Origin of the sequence: Levilactobacillus yonginensis, assembly GCF_003946265.1 — a bacterium.
GTDB lineage: Bacteria > Bacillota > Bacilli > Lactobacillales > Lactobacillaceae > Levilactobacillus > Levilactobacillus yonginensis.
In genome coordinates this window covers 1-23,157 of record NZ_RHNO01000018.1, presented here as the reverse complement: position 1 = coordinate 23,157, position 23,157 = coordinate 1, and the positions used below count along the sequence as shown (strand labels likewise).

Here is a 23,157-nt window from a genome sequence, read left to right as displayed (position 1 = left end):
GAATCATATTAGTCTTTGCTTACCTTATCATCATCGTCATCACGCTTCTTGTTCTTCAACAACAAGTAGATAATGATCAACAATAACAGAATGATGATGGCCCCACCAGCAACGAACCACCAGAAATAATTCTTCTTAGGTGCCGGTGTGTTGAACTTGTTTTGTAGTTGGCCAATCTTCTTCTGAGTCAGCTTAAAGTCCTTCACGAAGTGCCAATGATACCCACCTTGCGCGTATGCATCCAGCGTTAACGTATAGGTGCCGGCCTTCAACTGCTTGTCCCCCCACGGAATGGCGTAATTGAAATTACTGTTTGGTGCCATGGCCATGGAAGACTTTTCATTGCTTAAAATGGTTTTGCTTTCACCCTGCTTGGTAATCTTCGTCTTGACCTTCAAGTTGCTCATCAGACCTGGACGTGGATTCTGCAAGTTAGCCTCAACCTGGTTGTACTTATTTGACTGGCCGTTCTCGACCGAAAGTAGTTTCATGTCCGGTGCAACGTCCACGTCACTCTCCCGTAGTCGTAGACCAATGACGTAAGCAAAGGCGTTCTTGATGCTAACACCCTTTTTATTGCTGGCCGCTTCGTTCGCCGTGAGTTGCTTGACGTAAATACCACCCAAGATCATACCATCGAGTCGCTTAGCTGGCATCTTGTAAGAAACATAAACTTTCTGCTTACTCTTAGCTGGAACAGTGACCCGCTGGGTTTTATTACCGAACAAATCCTTAATTCCTACCTTTAACGAGGAATCTAGCTTAGGACTCGCCATACTGTAATCAACGACCCCATTGCTGTTGGTAACGGCCTGATTGACCCCCACCTGGTAGGTCTTCTTCTTACTCCCAGTATTACTGATCACAATGGCTAACTTCTGCTCCTGATTGGGTTTAACCCGTAAAGCAAAGTAAGTCACCTTTTTATCGTCCTGATTTTTGGGTAACACGGCCCCAACCGTGTACCCTACGCTTTCTGCGCGTGCGGATTGTTGAAACCACCCGAACGCTAGCAGTAACGCCCCAAATGTTACCAATAACCGTAACCACTTTTTCATGATTAATTCGGCCTCCCATATCCACTCTCTTTTTGGTTCATTGTAACAAAGAATGCGGTAGCTGTCGCCACCGCATTCTTTAAAACTCATCATTTTTAAGGTGTGTCTGTTAACTGCCAGGTCAATACGCCCGTGTAAAGTTGCTGTTGGGTTACCTCGCCGGCATTGACGAACAGACGCGCCGGTAAACTTGAATTTGCATTGATGCGCATCATCCACGTCCCTAACCCGTGGTCCGGTGCGGCGTGTGCCACAATTTCCGCCACATTCATCGTCATGTCTTGCTTCGCCCCAACGGTTACGGTTGGTGCCCCGCTGACAGTCCCTGCTGCCTTCGGTTTAAAGGTTGACTGACCCAGAGCTAAGTCGCCGTGAGTCACCTGATGATGGTCAGCTTGACCAGTCAGGGACCCCGCCGTTAGGTACAGTTTCCAGCCGGCGCCATTATAACGCCGGTCACTGACCTGAACAAAGGCTCTGGAATTCTCGGCGGTCGTGTTAATCACTTGGCCCGTCACAGAATCTTGCTTGAAAGTTAGGTTCGGAACGTAGTCCAACGTAAGTGGGCCGGTCGAACCGGTCCCCCCGTTGCCTGAATCTCCTGGGTCGCCGGGAAATGGTTTCTCCGGTGTTTCTGGATCGACGGGTTTCACCGATCCACTGGTATCCCCAGGCTTCAGGTTCGTTGAAGCTGTTGTTCCATACGTATCGGCTGATGCTGGGCTTTGTAGCAACCCCACGCTAAGGCTGAACGCCAAAGCAAATGAGGCCACTATTTTAGTTATTTTGTTGGTCACTACGCAGCCCTCCTTTGCTTATAGCAACGGATTAGCGTGTGTTATTTGTTGGCTGCTGGAGTTGCTGGTGCAGTGGGTGCTGGAGTGGATGGCTTTTCTGGCGCCTGTGTGCTTGCACCAGTCGTGTCAGGCGTGTTAGCTAACGTCCAAGTCAACTTAGAAGTATAGTTACCAGCCTTGTTACCAGCAGCAATTTCAAATGAGCTAGTTGCCTTGTCAAATTGAGAGATCCAAGTCCCGATACCCTTACCAGCTGAGGCTTGGAAAATTGGCAAGTTACCCGTGGTACCATCAGAGTTCAAAGTTACCTTGTTACCAAGAGGTGAAGCACTTTGGTTGGCGCCTTCCTTGGGGCTAACTTTTGAAGCATCCAGTACCAATTGGGAAGCTGCCAGAACCTTTGAGTCTTTTGTAACATTAGCGTCTTTAGCCGCTGGGTTGGTGAGATTAAACGCACCGGCAGATACTTGAACGGTCCAGCCAGTTTCATAACCTTGGTTGGCAACAACTAGAGTACCAGCTTTAGCTACACTATCGTCAGCAAAGTTTTTATTGTCAAAAGTGACTTCGGATAAAGTTTGCTTGTCACCAGTTAAAGTACCGGAAAAAGCAACGTTAGGAGCAGTGATCAAGTGAATCCCACCAGCAGCGTTACCACCTTCATCGCCACCACCAGTCAAGCTAACACTAGCTTGGGTGTCTTTGGAAATTGAAGTAGCATCTTTTTCAGCAGGGTTCACCGTTGCTGCACTAGCAGTAACAGTGTTAAAACCTAACCCAGCAAGCAGTGCAGTAGTAGCAAGTAATTGTAAAGTTTTCTTAGTCATCATCATTATAGTCTCCCTCAACTTTTTGTCTTTTTCCGTCTACTCGTCAAAAATCCTATCCAAACCGTAAGCAACAATATGATACCGGCCATCGTACCTAAGCCGAACCACGCCTCAGAAGTCTGAGGTAAGCGGCCCTTCGAAGTCTGGTTGGTTGGGCTGCTGCCCGTCGCCGGACTCGCGGTAGCCCCTTGACCACCCGAAGCACTCGTGTTGACGGGCTTCGAAGTTGTCCCAGGGTTACCATCGTCAGCGCCACCGCCGCTCACTAGATCGCCGTCATGTCCCCCACTAACTGAACCACTTGGTGTCGTGATCGTTGGTGTCGTAGGTGGCGTTAAAGTGACCGAGTAATGCGACTGTTGAACATCCCCTGACGATTGGTCAGCAGCTCGAGCAGTTGTTGGAATTCCCCAACCGACGGTAAGCAGGCTCAGTATCAGCAATCCTAGTTTTTGAAAACGCATCGCTGTTCCCATCCTCACGTCCGTATCTTTCCAAGCAACTCATTACCATTTCCAATGGACCTGTCTTGCAAGGCGAATCGAATCTCATCTGATTACAGGCCATATACTATCACGACCCAATTAACTTGTCCACAATCTATAATCTGTGGTGAAAACGAGAACTAATCCCATCCAACCCGCGTCGTGTCTTAGTTCATACGTATTTATATTTTTTAGATTAAGCACTGTTATATCAGCGTTTTTGCGTGAATTTTAAACATTAATAACGCAATTAATTCGCAAAATATCTTGTGAATATTTTAAAAAGCACCCTGTATATTATAGGGTAATGGGGTTCTTATACAACATATCTAAGGTATATCCTATGTACTATAAACCCTTGTGGCTTATGGCCTTGGCCCATGAAAACAATCCTGCTTTTTTTATGCCAAAAAAAAGCAAAAAAATGTAAAAAAAATGACGTTTTCTTAGAAATCTCTAAGAAAACGCCGTTTTTATAAAACTATTTATTGTTAAAGCCGCTATGGAAGCCTTTTTGTACGGAAACTGGTGCATTCTTGTACGCCATCTGTTTGACGTAAGTTCCACGGATCATCAATCGATTAGCCCCAGTTGCATCACAAGTAATCAGGGTCACCAGCTTCTTCTTAGTCTGATCAACCACTTTTACGTCAGTCGCCGGAATAAACTTCCGTACGCTCACCTTGTACACGAAAACCTTTTTAGCATTCGTCAGGTAAATAGTCTGCCCGACCCGGGTCTTCCAATACAATGGACTAAACAGAATCGTTTGTGAGCTCATGTGGTGCCCAGCCAGCGGATAATTTCCCTCACCCATTTTTTGGTCCGGCCGCATGGTCCCCGCTGTTAACGCGAGAACCTCGTTGCTGACCCCCCGAGCTATCGGCAAGTGAATCTTAGACTGCGGCATCAATATCTCACCAACCACGTGAATATCCGCCGTGTTCCAACGCGCGTTAGCTACCGTTGAGAAATCCAGTGACTTGACCTTACTGAAATCAAACGACGCCTTTTTCTTCTCGTTTTTCTTAACGGACTTCTGCGTAATCTTCGGTTGATAGGAAGAAATCAGCCAATTTTTAATCTGTTCGTTGAAAATCAGGCCCAGTGACACCACGATCAACAGGACGAATAGTGTCGACCAGAACCATCGCCACCGACTCTTCTTTTGTTTTTTGGGTGCTTGCTTGTTATTGTCTGCCATAATTACATACTCCATTCCCCAAATAATTCGTTCTCTTCGCTTTCGTATTTTACGCCCTTTACTGACTAAAACAAAGCCGAATACACCGAGAACGGGTTTATTCGTTGAAACTATCTGCGCTATCAAGCATCGCTACCCCAAAAAAATAATGTCAAAAATCCGTTCTTCCCTTACATGGGAGAACGACTCTCTGTCAGCTCTATTTATAAAGGGTCGAGCGATGACCATATTGCTTAAAAGTCACACGATGCTTACTGATAAAGTGCATCGTCACTGTCGATTGACACTTTCCCGCTTCAAATTCATAGCCACGAAATTTGTAGCGGCGATTCCCCATTTTCTTGTATTTCAGATGGGTGAGGTGCGGATCATTATCATCTAGAACAAATAGTTTCTTACTGATATACATGGTCTCCCCCATGCGGCCCCGCATCACATCTTTATCATGCCAATGGCCCCGCGCAATCTTAGGTGCCCCCTTATGCCACTTAGCCGCTTGTGCTTGGGTACTGCCAATCGCTAGGCTGCCCAACCCCAAGCTTCCGACTACCAATAAGGCTGTCATCGTCTTACGATACATTTTTGCCATCTCCTAAATAGTGAATAGACTATCTCCCTAAAATTTTGCAGTTTCATCCCACAAAAAAACCGGCGACAGTTGAACTGTCGCCGGCAAGACAAATCATAAATTTTATAATTAGTCGTTGGATAAACCGTACTTCTTGTTGAAACGGTCCACAGCACCATCGGCCGTAGTAAACTTTTGCTTACCAGTGTAGAATGGGTGGGAATCAGAAGTAATTTCGACACGGATCAATGGGTACGTGTTACCGTCTTCCCATTCAACCGTTTCGTCAGAAGTTGCAGTTGAACCAGACAAGAACTGGAAACCAGTACTTGAGTCTTGGAACACAACTTCGTGGTAATCTGGGTGAATTCCTTGCTTCATAATGTATTTCGCTCCTTTGCCCTGATCCATCTACTGGACCAGAGATTGATTTAATCGTCAACCGTTGAATTATACCATGAAATTATAATCGCGGCAATGCTTAATCTTGGCCGTTTTCAACCAGGCTATCATCAACGATTTCTACGTCGGCGTTTAGCGCCGTTAATTTTTCGACAATTCGATCGTAGCCACGCAGAATATTATCTGCCTGACTGATCTCTGTGTCACCTTCGGCCATCAGCCCGGCAATCACCAGCGACGCCCCGGCCCGGATCTCACCAGCCTGAACTTGGCTGCCCACTAATTCATCGCTCGGATCGATGATGATGGTGCCCTCTTCAGAACGAATGTGGGCCCCCATCTTCCGTAATTCAGCGATGTGCTTAATGCGCTTAGGGTAGATGGTATCAATGACCACACTGCTCCCGTCTGCCTTAAATAACAGCGGCGTCAACGGCTGTTGCAGATCCGTGGCAAAACCAGGGAATGGCATCGTCTTGACCTGAATGGGCTGTAAGTCCTCGGACCGCGGCACGTAAATACTGTCTTCGTTGATCTCCAAGGGGACGCCCATTTCGATCATCTTGGCGGTAAAGGCCTCCAAGTGTTCAGGAATCACGTTCTTTAACACCACGCCATCCCCAACGGCCGCTGCCATGGACAGGTATGTCCCAGCTTCGATCCGGTCAGGAATAATGGTATGGGTGTTCATTGCCCGTAACGTTGGCACCCCTTCGATCCGAATAACATCAGTTCCGGCACCACGCACGTGCGCCCCCATGTTGTTCAAGAAGGTAGCAATGTCGATAATTTCTGGTTCCTTCGCAGCGTTTTCAATCACCGTCGTTCCAACTGCTTTAACCGCTGCCAGAATTGAGTTGATCGTTGCGCCAACCGAAACCATGTCTAAGAAAATCCGCGCCCCATGCAGGCCTTCTGGCCCCGTGGTAATGCGAACCGTCCCGTCGTGCTCGTCAACCTGAGCACCCAAGGCTTTGAACGCCTTGATATGTTGGTCAATTGGCCGTGGCCCAATATTGTCGCCGCCAGGAAAACTCAGCGTGGCCCGTTGGAACCGCCCCAACAAGGACCCCATAAAATAATACGACGCACGCAAGCTCTTGATAGCCTTGCTGGGTAACGGTGCTTCGACGATTTCCGTTGGGTCAATGGTGAGGACCCCATCTTCAAAGGTTGATTGCACATTCATTGATTTCAAAATAAGCATTAAGTTATGCACATCGAGGATATCCGGTACCATATCAAAACGCACCGGGGTATCAGCTAGAATCGCTGCCGGAATTAATGCCACTGTGCTATTTTTGGCGCCGCCAATCGTCACTTCTCCAGAAAGGCGCTGGCCGCCATGAATAATCATTTTCTTCATTGTGATGTGTTCCCCACTTAAATTTATCTTCCATATAATTCCATACAGTCAGATACCATGATAAATAATACCAGGCAAAAAGACAACTGTTTCCCGGCATTTCACGCAAAATGTAATATTCCGCGACTACAAGACCTGGTCTCGTAGGTCATCTAGGTCTTTGGCTAGAATGGTGTCAATAATAATTTGGGTCAATTGACGGGGTGTCTCAGGCATCCCGTCCTTGACCCATTTTTTAAGGATACTTTGCAAACCGGCGCCAATGTAGGTCCCCTGGTAATCGTCAATCAGTGGCGGTTCCGGGCCATTTCGCCGCATCAATGCCTGCATCCGTTCTAATAGTTTGGTTTTACCTTCAACAAATACTAAGTTACTTAATTTTTTGTCTTCGTAGAATGCCGTTAACAGGTGTTCTAACGCCTGTGTTGGCGTTGCCCCCTCCAAGGGGTTCAGCGACGTCACAAAGGCCTTCTCGATGCTCGCAACGCAGTCATAGATGTCTGTATAGTACCGATAGAACGTTGTGCGGTTCACATCAGCCTGCGCGCAAACTTCCGTCACCGAAATGGCGTTAATCGGTTTACTCTCCAGTAATGATAGGACAGTTTGTTGAATGATCCCCTGTGTATACTGGGCGCGCCGATTATTTTTCACACCAACCATAGATTTTCACTCCTAATTGTGCCACACACCGGCCCGACCACGAGAGATATTACGTGCTGTCACCACTATTTCTATGGTATGGTAGGGACCGCAAAACACGGTGTGCGTAAGTATCAAAACAACATTTTCATAAAAACTGTTGTGTTTACAACACTTCCGTCAACATTGACGCTTGTTCTGTCGACCATTTGTTTTTATGATATAAGACACGGTGTTGCAATAATGCCATTTTATCAGAAAAACCGAAGTAACAACAGCCAAAATCAAAAATTGGAAGGATTATTTCAAATGCTGGAACTCAAACATATCAAAAAGTACTACCACGTGGGCGATTCCGTCACGAAGGCCCTAGATGACGTCTCCGTTGCCTTCCGTTCACAGGAATTTGTGGCCATCCTGGGGCCTAGTGGCTCTGGGAAGACAACCATGCTGAACGGGATCGGTGGCTTGGACATTTATGATTCTGGTGACCTCGCCATCGAAGGTAAGTCTACTAAAGACTTCTCCGCCTCCGACTGGGACGCCTACCGGAACAACTCTGTTGGTTTCATCTTCCAAAGCTACAACATCATCAGCCATTTAAGCATTCTTGACAACGTTGAAATGGGGATGACCCTGAGTGGGGTCTCCAACCAAGAAAAGAAGGAAAAGGCCCTTAAGGCCCTAGACCGCGTTGGTCTGACTGAACACATCAATAAGAAACCTAACCAACTTTCTGGTGGCCAATTACAACGGGTCGCCATTGCCCGGGCAATCGCCAATGAGCCAGAAATCCTGCTCTGTGATGAACCAACCGGTGCCCTGGATACCGAGACCAGTAACGAAATCATGCAGCTGATCAAGGAACTTTCCGCTGAACGGCTGGTCATCATGGTGACGCATAACCCTGAACTGGCTCGGCAATACGCCGACCGGATCATCGAATTCGCAGATGGTAAGATTCAAAACGACTCGAACCCTTACAACGAACACGCCGATGCCGAACAATTTAAGTTGAAGAAGACGCGGATGACCTTCTGGACTGCTTTGAAGCTTTCCTTCAATAACATTCGGACCAAGAAGGGACGGACTGCTCTGACGGCCTTCGCTTCCAGTATTGGGATCATCGGTATTGCCGTCGTCTTGGCCTTGTCCAACGGATTCCAGACACAGATCAACAAGACTCAGGCCAACACCTTGGCTCAGTTCCCTGTCACGATTTCACAGACCGCTACTAGCACCACTGGTACCCAGGCCAATGATAAAGTGAAGGCCAACAACGCCAAACGGGTAACGGCCAAAGTTAGCCAACAGGACAAGGCGACTCACACCAACAAGCTTACCAAGGGTTACTTAAACTACGTTAAAAAACTCGATAAGAATTTGAGCAAGAACGTGACGTACACTTACTCGACTGGAATGAACCTGTTGCGCCAAGTCAATGGCAAGACTAAGACGGTCTCCTTCTCCAACGTTGATAACAGTAGTTCTAGCAGCTCCAGCGCCATGCAATCCGCCATGTCTGCTTCCACCGGTGTCGGTGGTTCCGTCTACCCTAGCGCCAACGATGGCGGCACCAACTTTTTGAAGAAACACTACAAACTGGTTTCTGGTTCATATCCCAAGAGCGCCAACGACATTATCTTAATCGTCGACCGGGACGGCTCAACCAACATCAACGCGTTGAAGAACCTGGGTTACACCGCCAAGGACAACCAGAAGTTTAGCTATGGTAAAATCGTGGGCACCAAGATCAAGGTCGTCAACAACAACGATTACTACCAAAACCTCCCTACTGGCAATTATGTTCCGAACAAGGCCACAAACACCTTGTACAACAACAGCCACAACATGACGTTGAAAGTTGCGGGTATCGTGAAGGTCAAGGCGAAGTCTTCCGAAAACGTGCTGGCTTCCGGAATTGCCTACAGCGACAAGTTAACGCAGAACATCATTCAAGCAAATAAAGGTTCTAAGATCGTTAAGGCCCAAAAGAAGGCCAGCGACAACGTCATTACGGGCCAAAGCGTGGATAAGACCACGAAGCAATCGTTGGTCAGCTACTTAGGTGGTTCCACCACACCTGCTAGCATTCTGATCTACCCCAACACTTTTAAGAACAAGGATAAGGTGTTGACCTACCTCGACAAGTACAACAAGGGTAAGAGCAAGTCCGACAAGGTGATCTACACCGACATGGCCGGGACAGTTTCCAGCCTGACTGGTGGCTTAATGGATGCCATCACCTACGTATTGGTCGCCTTTGCGGGTATCTCGCTGGTAACCAGTATGATTATGATTGCCATCATCACCTACACTTCCGTTCTTGAACGGACCAAGGAAATTGGGATTTTGAAAGCATTAGGTGCTCGGAAGAAAGACATTACCCGCGTCTTCGATGCTGAAACCTTTATCCTGGGTGTCGGTTCTGGTGCACTGGGTGTCGTCATTGCCTGGTTGTTGACGTTCCCAATCAATGTGGTGCTGAAAAACATCACTGACTTGAGCAACGTTGCCCACCTGAACCCCGTTCACGGTATCGTGTTGATTATCATCAGTACCGTCCTGACAATGTTAGGTGGTCACATCCCCGCACGGATGGCGGCCAAGAAGGACGCGGCAACGGCCTTACGTTCTGAATAATTTCTAAATACACTTAAAACGACCTATCCGCTTTGTTGGATAGGTCGTTTTTTGGCTGTCTATTGAGCTGGCTGGCCAACAACTAACCCATTAGCAGGACCGCTTAATGCTTGAAAATCATTCGCCGTATTGCGTTGAAACGACTTTGTATTTCCCTGTAACTATATCTTGCTTCATCAATTCTCCCTTAGCATTAATTTCGTAAGATGCCACTCTGGGATCGATATCAGGAGATGCACCAGCCTCTTGCATCCGTCTGGTCGAATGATTTTCACGAACGTCAATATCTAAAGTGCCTTTTTTATTCATATTTTGCATAAACAAATAGTCGCTCTGCGCAAATTTATCTGGATTGCCTTTAAGATCATCTTTCAGCATATTCGTCCAAACCCAATCATTCACCTGAGCCGTCGTTAAATTATTGGTATCAGCACCACTACTACTCGTAGCCGTAGTAGCTGAACTGGTGCTATCCGAATCAGTGTCACTAGAACTAGACTCATCGTCCACTACTGGTGTATCCTTGGTTGATTTTCGGGTCATCACTGGGATATCACCCAACGTATCAATTAATTTCAGCCGATTACCAGTCAGGTTGACCCGATAAACATCTGGAGCTACTTTTCGACCAGCCCAGTATGACTTCAGCAAGTAATCCCCACCGGTTAACTTTTTGTAAGACACATTCGAGTTGACACCCCAACCTGCACCGTCACCAGCCTTATTCCCTTGCTGATCATAACTATTATTCAAGCCATCGAGGGTCGTATCCAGAATATAAAAATAAGTCTTTTCTTTAGGTGTCTGTTTGTCTACCGAAGAACTGCTACTGTCCAGCTTCCCGCCTAAATTCAATCGTTTGGCATCATAAATGCCAGTCTCCCAAGTCCCTTTCAGTTCTGAAGGAACCCCCTTCGTCCAGGCCGTTCCATCATCGCCAATAATGAAGTTTCGACTCAACTTGGGGGTACTACTTTTAAGACTGTAAGAATGCAGCCCACCATCCAGCCACGACAGAGTCAACGCCATCTTCTGACCATTGTTTCGCTTAATCGTCAGCTTCTGGTCAGAATCTTTCTTCTGACTCTTCGTGACGATACCCTTGACGATTGTCTTGCCCTTGGCAGTCAATGCCCAGCGCCAATGGTTTTGATGATAATAAAACCTTGAATAAGTCACCTGCTGATTACTCTGCGTACCGGAATCCTCCGCTGCTTTTTGACTAGCCGGCTTCAGTGCCGTCGTCAGCTTGGACGGTTGGGGTTGATCAGCTAGCTTCGTTTCCGACTGACTGGCATTCTGCTTAGCATGGCAACCGCTCACGACCATCATGGCTAGCAACGCTAACCCCACTAATTTGACCTTGGTTTTCATCGTCGTTCTCCTTTAGTTTGACAAAATAAAAGCGGCCTGTCTGTACTTATCGCACGACGAACGGGGCCCCTCTGCCAACTGTAATGATGTCTTGTGCTATTTTAGAATCAAAAATTGCAACCACTTACGTATTAAGAATACACCCACGACTGGAAAAAGCGTAGTGTCCTTTACCAAAAAATGCCGCATTACTGCCCAGTAAACCTGAGCAATAATGCGACACTGTTTAAATTCATGATTATTTGGTTAACCCTCTGCTTGATGCACGTCTTCCTTGATGTTATCTTCAGCGAAGTCGTGGGCTCGGTAGTCCGGATCATCAATGGGTAAGTGTTGTTCCAACGTACTGAACGGTTGAACGCTGACTTCACCAGTCACCGTTTCAAAGTCCAGCAAGTGGCCACCGAAGCTCCGATCATCTGCCAGGAAGTGGTGATGAAAACCACCGACCGCAATGCCATCAAATAACTGCGGTGAGTAGTAGCCAATCAAGGTTCCCTGAACGCTATCCCGAGTAAAAACACTCTGATTCTTAGCGGTTTCCGCTAAAGACTGGTACGGCTGGCTCGACTTAGCCACGGCCCGGGTCTTCACGTTGGTAAAGGTTCCCGTTGCTTTGACCGAGAAGAACGCATTATCCAGCTTGCTTAACGCCAGAATCTGTTGATTAAACGCAGTTTTGCTGGCATTTTCCACCGTCATTAAGGGTTGGTAATCGGCAAAGTGACTGTTCGCAAATGGCAACGTAAAGTCGGCACCAACGACCTTCACCTCACCACGGCTGTTGACTTGATAGGGTTGCCCATCTAAAATAATCAGCTCACCATCCAAGCCTTCACCGGTGCCAATACCGGTGTCCCCGTGCTGAAGCAATTCTTTCATCGTGAGGGTCCCGGTCAAAAGGCCCGGCACCAACAGGGCTAACGTCCCGTGTTGAAATAATTTTGTCGTATCCATTCTGCATGGCTCCTTTAGTTTAAAACGTCTTCCAAAAGTAAGGACTTCAATTTAAGATTATCACGGTAGTCAACCGGAATCTGAATCACGATTGGGCCATCAGTGTGCATCGCTTCGGCCAACGTACCCGCTAAGTCAGCAGCGTGGTCAACGCGCACACCCTTGGCCCCAAAACTCTCAGCGTATTTCACGTAATCGACGGGACCGAAGTCTACGCCGGCGTCGTGCCCGTACTTCGCGATTTCCTGGAACCGCACCATGTCATAGTGCCCATCATCCCAAATGAGTTGGACGATTGGTAACTTCAAACGAACGGCCGTTTCTAATTCCTGACCGGAAAAGAGGAAACCACCGTCACCCGCAACGGAGACGACAGGTTGACCTGGTCGTTCAAGCGCGGCCGCAATGGCCCACGGTAATGCCACCCCTAACGTTTGCATCCCGTTACTGAAGAGTAGATGCCGGGGCTGATAGCTCCGGAAATACCGGGCCATCCAGATGTAGAAACTACCGACGTCAGCGGTGACCGTAGTGTCGTCATCCACGGCAGCCTGTAATGCCTTGATAATGGCTAACGGATGGATGCCGTGGGCGTCGTCTGCCACTGGTACTTCCGCCTGATCAGTGAACTTTTGCCAAAGGTCGGTCAGTTCAGTCTGAACAGCCGGCGCCAGGTTCCAGTCGCTAGGCAATTTAGTCGCAATTGCGTCAAGGGTCTTGGCAACGTCAGCGTGAACCACCATTTCTGGCTGGTAATCCGTTGTGATCTCTGGCACCACGCTGTCCAAGCTGATGACTTCACCAGTCCGGTCGGTATTCCAGATCCGTGCTTCATATTCCACGGGATCGTAACCCACAGTAATCACTAGGTCACTGCGTTTCAACAGGTTATCCCCCACTTGGTTACGGAATAAACCGACTCGTCCAAAGTAGTTGGCAACCAGGTCTCGTGACACCACGCCGGCCCCCTGGAACGTCTCAACGACGGGCAAATCAACCCGCTTCAGCAAGTCCCGAATAGCTGCCGTTACGTCGTTCGCTGAAGCGCGCATCCCAGCCAAGATAACGGGCAACTTAGCCGCCTGAATCTTAGCAACGATACTAGCCACAGTGGCTTCATCAGCGACACCCTGATTAACAACTGGCACGGTACCAATTTCTGGACGAGTCACTGCATCACTTAACACGTTTTGTGGCAATGACATGAAGGTTGCACCAGCCTTGGGGGCAACGGCCGTCTGATAGGCGTTGGCAAATGTTTCAGAAAGACTGTCAGCGTTTTGGACTTCCACACTAGACTTCGTGGCAGCATCCATCAATTCCTTGCTAGGGATGCTTTGATGAGTCAATCGTGCTAAGTCATCTTGAGGAACCTGACCACCCAGAGCGATAACCGGATCCCCTTCGGCTGTCGCCGTAATCAGACTAGTCGTCAGGTTGGAGACACCGGGACCAGAGGTAGTGGCTACCACACCAGGCTTACCAGTCAAACGACCAATTCCCGCAGCAATCAGTGCAGCGTTTTGTTCATGACGGGTGACAACTAGTTTAGGAGTCCGTGGATCTTTGCTATACTGGAGTCCTTCAAACAGTTGATCGACCTTAGCACCCGGAATACCAAAAACGTACTTGACTCCTTGATTGATCATGCTTTGAATTAGGGCTTGCGCACCCGTTTTCGTGTCTGCCATGGAGATTACCTCGCTTTTATATATTTTCTTCTATTCTGCTAATTAAGTTTAAAAATTCGTTCGTGTTGACAAGTCAACATATAACCATGATAATCAGGTTGTGTTGTTTTGTCAACACATCATTTCGAAAGGAGTTTCAAATGAAAGACTTAGGCTACCTGGCTCAGGACATTTCCATCCTGCACCGTAAATATTATAAAGATACGCGTGAGGCGTTCGCCGAACTGGGACTGAACCCTACCGCAGCCTGCGTGTTACTCACGATTCACGAACAGCCCGGTATTAATCAGAACCAGGTGGCCAAGTCACTGGTCATCGACAAGGGATTGACCACTAGAGAGGTCAATAAACTCCAAAACTTAACCTATCTGACTAAGACCGCTGGGACCGGTAAAGCCCAGTTGCTCTCACTGACCGCCACGGGGGAGACCGTGGTTGAGCAGGTACAAACTATTCGTCGGAGCTGGTGGCAGGCCCGGTTTGATGAAACCGGCATCGATGCACACAGCCCCCTGATTCCCGCCATCGAAGCCGCTGTAGCTAGTATCGTTGAAAAATAAACTGGTTAATTGGCCACCTGCGGCGGTCAGAGATTCCGCCTGCTGTGGGGAACGCCTTCGGCCTGAAAAGCGGTCCTTCGGATCGGTTTGAAGCCTGGAAAACCACCAGTCTCCAAACACGTCCCACGCTGTAAGCCGAAATTCGGCTAACACCGTCGACACAGCGGGCTCCACCCTCTGACCACCTCCGGTTAAACGGGTTCTTAGAAACTAAGCTAGCTTAAATACCTGGATGACAGCACTTATTCAGTATTATTGGCGCTCCACTAAGCACTTAGGTAGCCGAGGACGTGGTTTGCGGCTGCAAGCGAGGGGCACATCCTTTGACTTGTCCCGTCCTTCCCACCGCGTTCCGGTCCAAACTTGGCAAACAGTCAGGCGGCAGTTCCCCACTATTTCTGACTAAACAACAATACCCAATCCTTGTTGTATCAAGCATAATTGGTGATTCAGTGTTTTCAAATCTTTAGACCTTAATTTAAATCACACTATCGTTCACAAGTATGCAAGCTATGGCTGTTATCTGGTGCTATTAAAGTTTAAACAACGTTTCCGCTGAACTCATTCATTCAAGTAACGTTTACAAAATTAAATTAATATATCTGCACTACAGACAAAAAGAAGCCCCGCCACCAAGCGTTTTATCAACGTTTGGTGGTGGGGCTTCCTCTATTCAATGATTAAACCATTTAAAACTTAGTCCTTAACTTCCTTGCTAGCAGCGGCAATGAAGTCACGGAACAAGCCTTCTGGCCGTTCTGGCCGTGATAAGAATTCTGGATGGTATTGGGCTGCCACGAAGAACTTCTTTTCTGGTAATTCAATGACTTCAACCAAATGGTCGTCAGGAGAAGTCCCAGAGAAGACCAATCCCTTGGCAATCATTTCGTCGCGGTATTGGTTGTTGAATTCATAACGGTGACGGTGACGTTCTTCCACCATCGCCTGGTTATCGTAAGCTGCAGCAGCTTTCGAACCTGGCTTCAACTTGCAAGGGTACAGGCCCAAACGTTGGGTCCCACCCATTTCATGGACGTCCGTCTGGTCAGCCATCAGATCAATGATCTTGTGGCTAGTTTCAGGGTCCATTTCCGTTGAGTTGGCATCCTTGTAACCAAGAACGTCGCGAGCAAATTCAATGCTGGCCATCTGCATTCCCAGGCAAATCCCCAGGTAAGGAATATCTTGTTCCCGCACGTACTTGATGGCAGTAATCATGCCTTCAATTCCACGATCCCCGAAACCACCGGGAACCACGACACCATCAACGTCGCCTAAGATATCAGCAACCGTGTCTTCTGTAATCTTTTCAGCGTCGACCATCTGTAAGTCGATGTTGGCATCAACCGGGTACCCAGCATGTTGTAAGGCTTCCGCCACCGAAATGTACGCATCATGTAACCCAACGTACTTACCCACTAACGCAATCTTGATTGTCCGCGTCAGGTTTTGCATGTGGTCAACCATTGCTGCCCACTTTGTCATGTCAGCCTTTGGTGCTTCCACCTTGAAGTGGTCTAAGACGATTTGGTCTAAACCTTGTTCCTGTAACAACAATGGAATTGAGTAGATTGTTGGCACATCCATTGATTCAATAACTGCTGAAGGTTGCACGTCACAGAACAAGGCAATCTTACGACGCATATCATCCGTAATGTGGGCTTCCGTCCGGACTACCAAAATGTTTGGTTGAATCCCGATGCTCCGCAGTTCACGCACGGAATGTTGCGTTGGTTTCGTCTTCATTTCGTGTGCGGCGTGCAGCGTTGGTACCAACGTGGTGTGAATATAAACCACGTTTTCGTCACCAACTTCAGACTTCATTTGCCGAATGGCTTCAAGGAATGGTTGTGATTCAATGTCCCCAACAGTCCCACCAATTTCAGTAATCACAAAGTCTGCACCCAGCGTCTTGCCAGCTCGCATAATTTTTTCTTTAATCATCCCGGTGATATGAGGGATCACTTGCACAGTTGCTCCCAGATAGTCACCGCGACGTTCCTTCTCCAAAACTTCGGAGTAAATCTTACCAGTCGTCACGTTGGAATATTTGTTCAGATTGTTGTCAATGAAACGTTCGTAATGACCCAAGTCCAAATCCGTTTCGGTCCCATCGTCGGTCACGAAGACTTCCCCATGTTGATAAGGGTTCATCGTGCCGGGATCCACGTTAATGTACGGATCGAATTTCTGAATGGTTACGTTTAAACCACGGTTCTTTAAAAGCCGTCCTAGGGAAGCGGCAACAATCCCCTTACCTAGTGATGAAACCACGCCGCCAGTCACAAAAATATATTTGGTCATGTGCAAACTCCTTGTAAGATTATTTAGGGTTGGTTGGAAAACCATAAAAAAAGCTCCCTATTCCTAGCGAATAGGGAGCTTACCGTCCAGTTGTCCTCACTACCAAGTAGCAAGGAGCCCAAAAAATATAATACCTGCTTTTGGGGAGGAGGTCAAGCGAACTTAGAAAATTTATTTCTGTTGTTCGTCGTCATCTTCATCATCGTCGGCTTCGTCATCGTCAGCGGAGAAGTCGAGACTTTCGTCGTCATCGTCGTCCGGCGTTTCCATTTGGGAAAGCTGGTCTTCGATACCGTCCGGAATATCTTCCGAACCGTCTTCTTCGTCATCGTCGTCGATACCCAACCCAGTCTGGAGCTTGCCCAGGTCTGGTGTTGAGCCGGTGGTGGTGTCATCATCGTCATCGTCGTCATCAGCATAACTGCTGTTGTCGTCGTCTTCGGGATCATCATCATCGTAGTCGATCACATCATCGTCATCTGTCGTGTCAGCCAAGAAGGCATTAACCTTCTTACGCTTCTTACGCTTAGGTTGATCTTCATCTTCCTCAGCGTGAACCGTTGCTTCATCGATGGATTCAAACGGATACCAAGTTCGCAGTCCCCAAAGGTTATCACCCAGAGAAATGAAACTACCATCGACATTTAAATCCGTATAGAATTGGGACAGCCGGTCACGAATCTCTTCGTCGCTGTCGCCCAAGTATGATTGGACGGCGTTAGCTAAGTCGGCAAACCCCATCACGTCGCCGTGCTGAGACAAAATGGCGTGAGCAACTTCGATCATTGATAATTCCTTTTTATTCTGGCCCTCAAAGACTTTTAATTCCAAACTGGTGCACGTCCTTTCCACAGTCTACGAAATATGATACTCGTTTATGCCGTAAATTGCAATCGAATCTTGTAGTTACCAACCAATTCTTCTCCCGCATACAGGAGGTAATCAATTTTAACGTTACCGCTGAACGGCCGTTCCTTGAAACTCGTTTCCAAAAATGGCGTAACGGTTTCAATCGGCATAATGCCATAAGGTGTCTTGTACCGGGCCGTAACCCGCTTCCCGCTCACAAAGTGGAGTCGTAACTCCGCTTCCGCATTACGGGTCAAATGCACATCACCCTCGGGCGTGAATTTCATGGTGACTGGTGTCTGTTCCCCGGTCTCATTATTTGGTTCCAGGTAGCGCAGATAGAGGTTAGTCCCCATCTGAACCAGCTGACCATCCACATCCAAGCGGTAGTCGGAAACGTCGTCGTTTTGTTTAATGTGCGTTTCCAAGTGAATCATGACGGGCACCCCCGTTGATAACTGATCCATTTGCACACTTCCTTTCCGTGAATTGTCTGTTTTAATTATAGTTCATTTAACTATGAAAACATACTATTTATACGTTTCTCAACAGGTATAATTTCGCCTTACCGGACACTTCTTTGGGACTAGAACGTGGTGGACACGACTTGAAGCCTTGAAAAAACGCCAAGTCTTTAAGCTCAACCTTATTTTAGGCTGAGGAAAACCGCCCCAACTAAGAATAATTTCACCACTGAGCCCCAGAGAAGTGTCCTTACAGCTAATGTTTACGACGCCTATCACACATAAATCATTCACAGTTATATTTTAGTCAGCCCTCCTAAATGAATGAAATTAACGAAACAGCTACAAGCATTAACTAGTAGATTGAAGTTCTTCAAATACTAGCTCTCTAAGCCAAATGGAGATCGACACTTCAATTTTTTTAATTTAGATTGTTACACCAATATATTTTCACCACGCAGAGTCACGGTTGGCAGGAACGGAGCCCCGTGGATGTCCTCTAAGGTCGGGCGAATTTCCCGGCCTTAGAGGACTGGCCGTCCTTTGAAACTCGGGCTTGGAGGTTTAAAGGCGCCCTGGAGACCGCTCCTCAGGCTCCAGGTCTGCCTCACCGGGCGTAGTTCCTGTCGGCCGTGACGGAGTTCTCGGCCTTAGAGGACTGGCCGTCCTTTGAAACTCGGGCTTGGAGCTTCAAAGGCGCCCTGGAGACCGCTCCTTAGGCTCCAGGTCTGCCTCACCGGGCGTAGTTTCTGCCGGCCGTGACGGAGTTGCCAATCATATTTAGCCGACGATTCCTATGTATTTGGTAAGAATGGTCCAGACCATGACGTAGCAAGCGTTTTCTAGTATAATGGGACACTGAAGATATTGGACGAAAGAAGGCGGGTTCGATGGTTCCCTTTGACCTCCCCACAGACAAAATTCAGACCGTGACAACGCCGATCCCAGCTAATCAAAAGAATCAGGCGTTTGGTTACACCAATGCTCTACTAGACCTTGTACCACAGCTTCAGACGCCCATTCTGCACTTCTGGACGATGCAGCCCACCGTTATCATGGGACTGAAGGATAAGCGGCTTCCCCACCTTAGAGCGGCAATTAGAGCCGTTCAAGGCCATGGCTATGACGTAGTTCTGCGAAACTCTGGGGGCTTAGCTGTCGTTAGCGATGGTGGCGTCCTTAACGTTTCCCTGTTTGCCCCGCTCACAACGCCCCCACTCAGTGTCGATGCTGCATACAGCCAAATGATGGACCTCGTGGCCGCTGCTTGGCCCGAGCTAGCCTTAGAACATTATGAAATCACCAATTCCTATTGTCCCGGCGACTTCGACCTTAGCGTTAACGGCCTTAAAATTGCCGGTATTGCTCAACGGCGCAGTCCGCACGCCTTAGTGACAATGTTGTATCTGGGCGTAAATGGCAATCAAGCTGCTCGTGGCCACCTGGTACGGGACTTTTATCAAGCCGGCCTGGCGGGTGAGGAAAACGTCTGGGACTTCCCTGACGTGGACCCAACCGTCATGACCACTACTGCCGACCTTTTGAAGCAACCCATCAGCTTAATCGACGCTGAAACGCGGTTCACCACGGCATTGGAAGAGGCGGGAATCACAATCGGCCACGAATCATTGGCTACCGCCATGGCGACGCCTGAATTTACAACTTCTTTAGAACATGCGACCGCCCAGATGGCCCGCCGGCAACCCCGGTTGACCCCATAAAAAGTTAAGGAGGAATCAGTGTGACATACGCCGAAACGCGGTTGCCCCGTGAAAAAGTTTTCCGGGACCCCGTTCACAATTACATTTACGTACAACATCAAATTATTCTGGACCTTATCAACACCCGGGAGTTCCAGCGTCTTCGTCGAATCAAGCAACTTGGTACGGCTTCGCTGATTTTCCATGGGGCGGAGCACTCCCGCTTCACCCACTCCCTGGGGGTCTACGAAATTACGCGCCAAATCTGTGACAACTTCCAGCGTAACTACCCGACCAAAACGCCGGGCGATGGCGGTTGGGACGACGGCGAACGTTTGACTGCACTATGTGCGGCCCTACTCCACGATATCGGTCACGGACCATACTCACACACGTTTGAACACATCTTCCATACCGACCATGAAGCCATCACCGTTGAAATCCTAACTTCCCCGGAAACCGAGGTTAACCAAGTCTTACGCCAGGTGAGCCCAACCTTTCCAGCCGAAGTCGCAAGCGTGATTCAAAAAACGTACCCCAACCCACAGGTCGTTCAAATGATCTCCAGTCAAATCGACGCCGATCGCATGGATTACCTGTTACGTGACGCCTACTACACAGGCACACAGTATGGAACGTTCGACCTCACCCGGATTCTACGGGTCATGCGGCCCTACAAGGACGGCATCGCCTTTGCCATGAACGGCATGCATGCGGTAGAAGACTACATCGTCAGTCGATTCCAAATGTACCAACAAGTCTACTTCCACCCGGTATCTCGGGCCATGGAAGTCATCTTGGACCACCTACTGGGACGGGCTAACGAACTTTATCAGGCCGGGGAAAGTGACGAAAGTTTCATCCCCCACCTCCTCTTACCGTTCTTCAATCACCAGTTCGACCTCCAAGACTACTTAAACTTGGACGACGGTGTCCTCACGACCTACTTCATTCACTGGCGCCAGTCACCGGACGAAATTTTGGCCGACCTCGCGCACCGCTTCCTCGATCGCAAACCGCTCAAAAGTGCGGAGTACACCGCTGAAACGCAATCCCTGTTACCCCAACTTCAAGAAATGATTCGTTCAGTTGGTTTTAACACCGACTACTACACCGCCACCGACAACAGCTATGATCTGCCATACGATGACGCCTACGATCCAAAGATGACGTATCCGTTGACCCAGATTGAGTTACAAGAACCAGACGGTACCTTGCTTGAACTTTCAACGGTGTCCGACCTGGTCAACGCCATTCGCGGTAAATTCAGCGGGGATCAACGCTTCTTCTTCCCGAAAGAAATGTTGAATCCCGGTGACGACGCACCCGAAATTTTCCAACCGATCTACGATGAATTCGGGAGTTACATTCAAAACAACCAACTCATTCAACCCAAGGAGATTTAACCAGATGACCATCAAATTAATTGCAATCGACATCGACGGTACCCTGCTGAACGAAAAAAACGAACTGGCTCCCGCAACGGTGACTGCCGTTCAGGCCGCCCTCAAACAAGGCATCAAAGTCGTCCTCTGTACCGGCCGGCCCCTGGCTGGGGTCCAACCCTACCTGGATGCTTTAGGCATCAACGGTGATGAACAGTATGCCATCACACTCAACGGCTCGGTAGCCCAAACTGTCTCTGGCAACGTGTTGACGTACCACTCACTTAGTTATGATAACTACGTCGACTTAGAAGCCGCTGCTCGGAAACTCCAAATCAATTTTCAGATTGAAACGCCCGACTACATCTACACCACCAACAAAAACATCAGTGCTTACACGATTGGTGAAAGTTACCTGGTCAAGATGTTCATTCGGTACCGCGACCCCAGCGAAATGAGCCGTGACTTGACCATTTCTAAAGCCATGTTCGTGGGTGACCCTAAAGAAATCAACCGCATCGTACCGTTGATTCCCCAGGACCTGAAGGATCGGTTCTACGTCGTACAGAGTGAACCCTACTTCGTGGAAATCATGAACAAAAACGCCAGCAAGGGGAACACCCTCCACGAGTTGGTCACCAAACTAGGCCTGACGCCAGCTGACGTCATGGCCCTAGGCGATCAAGGCAATGATTTGACCATGATCAAATACGCCGGCTTAGGTGTCGCCATGGGCAACGCCATCGACGAAGTCAAAGAAGCCGCCCAAGCGGTCACGTTGACCAACGCCGAGGATGGTGTAGCTGCTGCCATTCGTAAGTACGCATTAGACTAAACCACCTTACTAAGTCATTGAAAATACTATCTCTAAGTGACGAACCCGACTAAACTCGGCGTGACTTTGGATAGTATTTTTTGGGTGACCTATAGGAAATTACCAATGCTATGATTACCCAAAATATTACAAGTGTTATCGACTTACCCGCCAAGCAGATAAGTCGATTTTTTTATAAACTAAACGAACCTCGGTTAAAAATCGGGATTTAACCGCGTTATTTAAACCTTTAGTGGGCCAGCGTGTTATCCTAACGGCAATCAGAGGAGATGATTGATTATGAACATGACTGAATTTGCGGCTAAGGTGGGGTGTAGTCGAGATACACTGCGGTTTTACGAGAAGGCTGGCTTGCTAGTTCCCGTAAGAACCGCCCGTAACTACCGTCAATACACAGTAAGTGACCTTGCGACTTACCGAATTATTCATAGTTTGAAGCGAGCGGGCCTTCCTCTCGCAGAAATCAAACACATCTTACAGTTGCGTTCGGAAAATGTAAGCGCCACCTGTTGCGCAGATACCTTACGTTTTATCACGGGTAAACACACCCAGTTCATCGACAATCAGCATTTCTACGCGGCCCTCTCAGGACTGACCGATGAAATGGCTGAAGCACTGACTCGTTCCACCCTCTCACATAGTGAGTTAGAAACCATGATTGAACAAATCGGCGAATTAGATGATCAGGTCATCTAAAATTTGGACCGGATGAGGCAAATTGACATGAAGCAAACCTAGTTTCGAGGTGCCCGTTGGTTGGTACCTCGATTTTTTTGTCGCCCAGTTGGTTCAACGATAAGCATCTACTAACTAACCGTCTAATGATTGGCGGTAAAGCCACGAGATGATAATCTCACCAAATAAGTTGGTAAGATTTTTATTAGAGAAAAGTGGTGTTAATTGCTACGAATCGGCAATTAACACCACTTACTAGTTCAAATTTTAGAATTTTGTCTCAGACTCATTTTCCTACGTTTAGTCAAGCTCTGTAAATAAAAATGTTTCGAAATTTTGTGTACACTAAACAGTATCTCACTGAGGAA

General features: G+C 48.1%; 21 protein-coding genes. 6 read left to right on the top strand and 15 right to left on the bottom strand.

Annotated elements, in window-relative coordinates; translation table 11 throughout:
- Nucleotides 1–8: 8 nt before the first annotated feature.
- The 9 genes from EKM87_RS09390 to EKM87_RS09350 form a co-directional block, all read right to left on the bottom strand.
- Nucleotides 9–1,058, bottom strand: a complete 1,050-nt coding sequence (locus EKM87_RS09390) for a DUF916 and DUF3324 domain-containing protein (RefSeq protein ID WP_125684117.1) — start codon at nucleotides 1,056–1,058, stop codon at nucleotides 9–11.
- Nucleotides 1,059–1,153: 95 nt separating this feature from the next.
- On the bottom strand, nucleotides 1,154–1,855 hold the full coding sequence (locus EKM87_RS09385; protein ID WP_125684107.1) for a WxL domain-containing protein: 702 nt from the start codon (nucleotides 1,853–1,855) through the stop codon (nucleotides 1,154–1,156).
- 41 nt (nucleotides 1,856–1,896) lie between these two features.
- The gene (locus EKM87_RS09380; protein ID WP_164506472.1) at nucleotides 1,897–2,685 is read right to left on the bottom strand and encodes a WxL domain-containing protein; all 789 of its coding nucleotides are present in this window, start codon (nucleotides 2,683–2,685) and stop codon (nucleotides 1,897–1,899) included.
- 14 nt (nucleotides 2,686–2,699) lie between these two features.
- Nucleotides 2,700–3,149, bottom strand: a complete 450-nt coding sequence (locus EKM87_RS09375; RefSeq protein WP_164506471.1) for an LPXTG cell wall anchor domain-containing protein — start codon at nucleotides 3,147–3,149, stop codon at nucleotides 2,700–2,702.
- A gap of 502 nt (nucleotides 3,150–3,651) precedes the next feature.
- Complete coding sequence (locus EKM87_RS09370) at nucleotides 3,652–4,374, bottom strand: class A sortase (RefSeq protein WP_125684101.1); 723 nt, start codon at nucleotides 4,372–4,374, stop codon at nucleotides 3,652–3,654.
- A gap of 199 nt (nucleotides 4,375–4,573) precedes the next feature.
- On the bottom strand, nucleotides 4,574–4,963 hold the full coding sequence (locus tag EKM87_RS09365) for a hypothetical protein (protein WP_125684099.1): 390 nt from the start codon (nucleotides 4,961–4,963) through the stop codon (nucleotides 4,574–4,576).
- Nucleotides 4,964–5,071: 108 nt separating this feature from the next.
- Nucleotides 5,072–5,323 (bottom strand): type B 50S ribosomal protein L31, encoded by a 252-nt coding sequence (locus tag EKM87_RS09360; protein WP_125684097.1) that lies wholly within the window; start codon nucleotides 5,321–5,323, stop codon nucleotides 5,072–5,074.
- 100 nt (nucleotides 5,324–5,423) lie between these two features.
- Nucleotides 5,424–6,710, bottom strand: a complete 1,287-nt coding sequence (locus EKM87_RS09355) for a UDP-N-acetylglucosamine 1-carboxyvinyltransferase (protein WP_125684094.1) — start codon at nucleotides 6,708–6,710, stop codon at nucleotides 5,424–5,426.
- A gap of 126 nt (nucleotides 6,711–6,836) precedes the next feature.
- Nucleotides 6,837–7,373, bottom strand: a complete 537-nt coding sequence (locus EKM87_RS09350) for a TetR/AcrR family transcriptional regulator (protein ID WP_125684092.1) — start codon at nucleotides 7,371–7,373, stop codon at nucleotides 6,837–6,839.
- 288 nt (nucleotides 7,374–7,661) lie between these two features.
- Here EKM87_RS09350 and EKM87_RS09345 point away from each other — a divergent pair, with 288 nt between their 5' ends.
- Nucleotides 7,662–9,995, top strand: a complete 2,334-nt coding sequence (locus EKM87_RS09345; protein ID WP_125684090.1) for an ABC transporter ATP-binding protein/permease — start codon at nucleotides 7,662–7,664, stop codon at nucleotides 9,993–9,995.
- A 117-nt stretch (nucleotides 9,996–10,112) separates the two neighbouring features.
- Here the strand turns inward: EKM87_RS09345 and EKM87_RS09340 are convergent, their stop codons facing one another.
- The 3 genes from EKM87_RS09340 to alsS form a co-directional block, all read right to left on the bottom strand.
- Entirely contained in the window at nucleotides 10,113–11,369 is a 1,257-nt protein-coding gene (locus EKM87_RS09340) for a hypothetical protein (protein ID WP_125684088.1), read from the bottom strand.
- A gap of 246 nt (nucleotides 11,370–11,615) precedes the next feature.
- The gene (gene budA, locus EKM87_RS09335; protein WP_125684086.1) at nucleotides 11,616–12,326 is read right to left on the bottom strand and encodes an acetolactate decarboxylase; all 711 of its coding nucleotides are present in this window, start codon (nucleotides 12,324–12,326) and stop codon (nucleotides 11,616–11,618) included.
- A 14-nt stretch (nucleotides 12,327–12,340) separates the two neighbouring features.
- A complete protein-coding gene (gene alsS / locus EKM87_RS09330; protein WP_125684084.1) occupies nucleotides 12,341–14,017 on the bottom strand; it encodes an acetolactate synthase AlsS in 1,677 nt (558 codons plus the stop codon).
- A gap of 140 nt (nucleotides 14,018–14,157) precedes the next feature.
- Between alsS and EKM87_RS09325 the strand changes: the two genes are divergently transcribed.
- Nucleotides 14,158–14,577, top strand: coding sequence for a MarR family winged helix-turn-helix transcriptional regulator (locus tag EKM87_RS09325; protein ID WP_125684082.1), 420 nt, complete (start codon nucleotides 14,158–14,160; stop codon nucleotides 14,575–14,577).
- Between the two features lie 696 nt (nucleotides 14,578–15,273).
- Here the strand turns inward: EKM87_RS09325 and EKM87_RS09320 are convergent.
- From EKM87_RS09320 to EKM87_RS09310, 3 genes are all read right to left on the bottom strand, one after another.
- Complete coding sequence (locus EKM87_RS09320; protein WP_125684080.1) at nucleotides 15,274–16,881, bottom strand: CTP synthase; 1,608 nt, start codon at nucleotides 16,879–16,881, stop codon at nucleotides 15,274–15,276.
- Nucleotides 16,882–17,052: 171 nt separating this feature from the next.
- Entirely contained in the window at nucleotides 17,053–17,712 is a 660-nt protein-coding gene (rpoE, locus tag EKM87_RS09315; protein ID WP_125684078.1) for a DNA-directed RNA polymerase subunit delta, read from the bottom strand.
- A gap of 44 nt (nucleotides 17,713–17,756) precedes the next feature.
- Nucleotides 17,757–18,197, bottom strand: a complete 441-nt coding sequence (locus EKM87_RS09310; protein ID WP_125684076.1) for a DUF1934 domain-containing protein — start codon at nucleotides 18,195–18,197, stop codon at nucleotides 17,757–17,759.
- Nucleotides 18,198–19,084: 887 nt separating this feature from the next.
- Between EKM87_RS09310 and EKM87_RS09305 the strand changes: the two genes are divergently transcribed.
- The 4 genes from EKM87_RS09305 (at nucleotide 19,085) to EKM87_RS09290 (ending at nucleotide 22,810) form a co-directional block, all read left to right on the top strand.
- Complete coding sequence (locus tag EKM87_RS09305) at nucleotides 19,085–19,915, top strand: lipoate--protein ligase family protein (protein ID WP_125684074.1); 831 nt, start codon at nucleotides 19,085–19,087, stop codon at nucleotides 19,913–19,915.
- Between the two features lie 20 nt (nucleotides 19,916–19,935).
- Nucleotides 19,936–21,300 (top strand): HD domain-containing protein, encoded by a 1,365-nt coding sequence (locus EKM87_RS09300; RefSeq protein WP_125684072.1) that lies wholly within the window; start codon nucleotides 19,936–19,938, stop codon nucleotides 21,298–21,300.
- A 4-nt stretch (nucleotides 21,301–21,304) separates the two neighbouring features.
- A complete protein-coding gene (yidA, locus tag EKM87_RS09295; protein WP_125684070.1) occupies nucleotides 21,305–22,114 on the top strand; it encodes a sugar-phosphatase in 810 nt (269 codons plus the stop codon).
- 279 nt (nucleotides 22,115–22,393) lie between these two features.
- Entirely contained in the window at nucleotides 22,394–22,810 is a 417-nt protein-coding gene (locus tag EKM87_RS09290; protein ID WP_125684068.1) for a MerR family transcriptional regulator, read from the top strand.
- Nucleotides 22,811–23,157 lie beyond the last annotated feature (347 nt).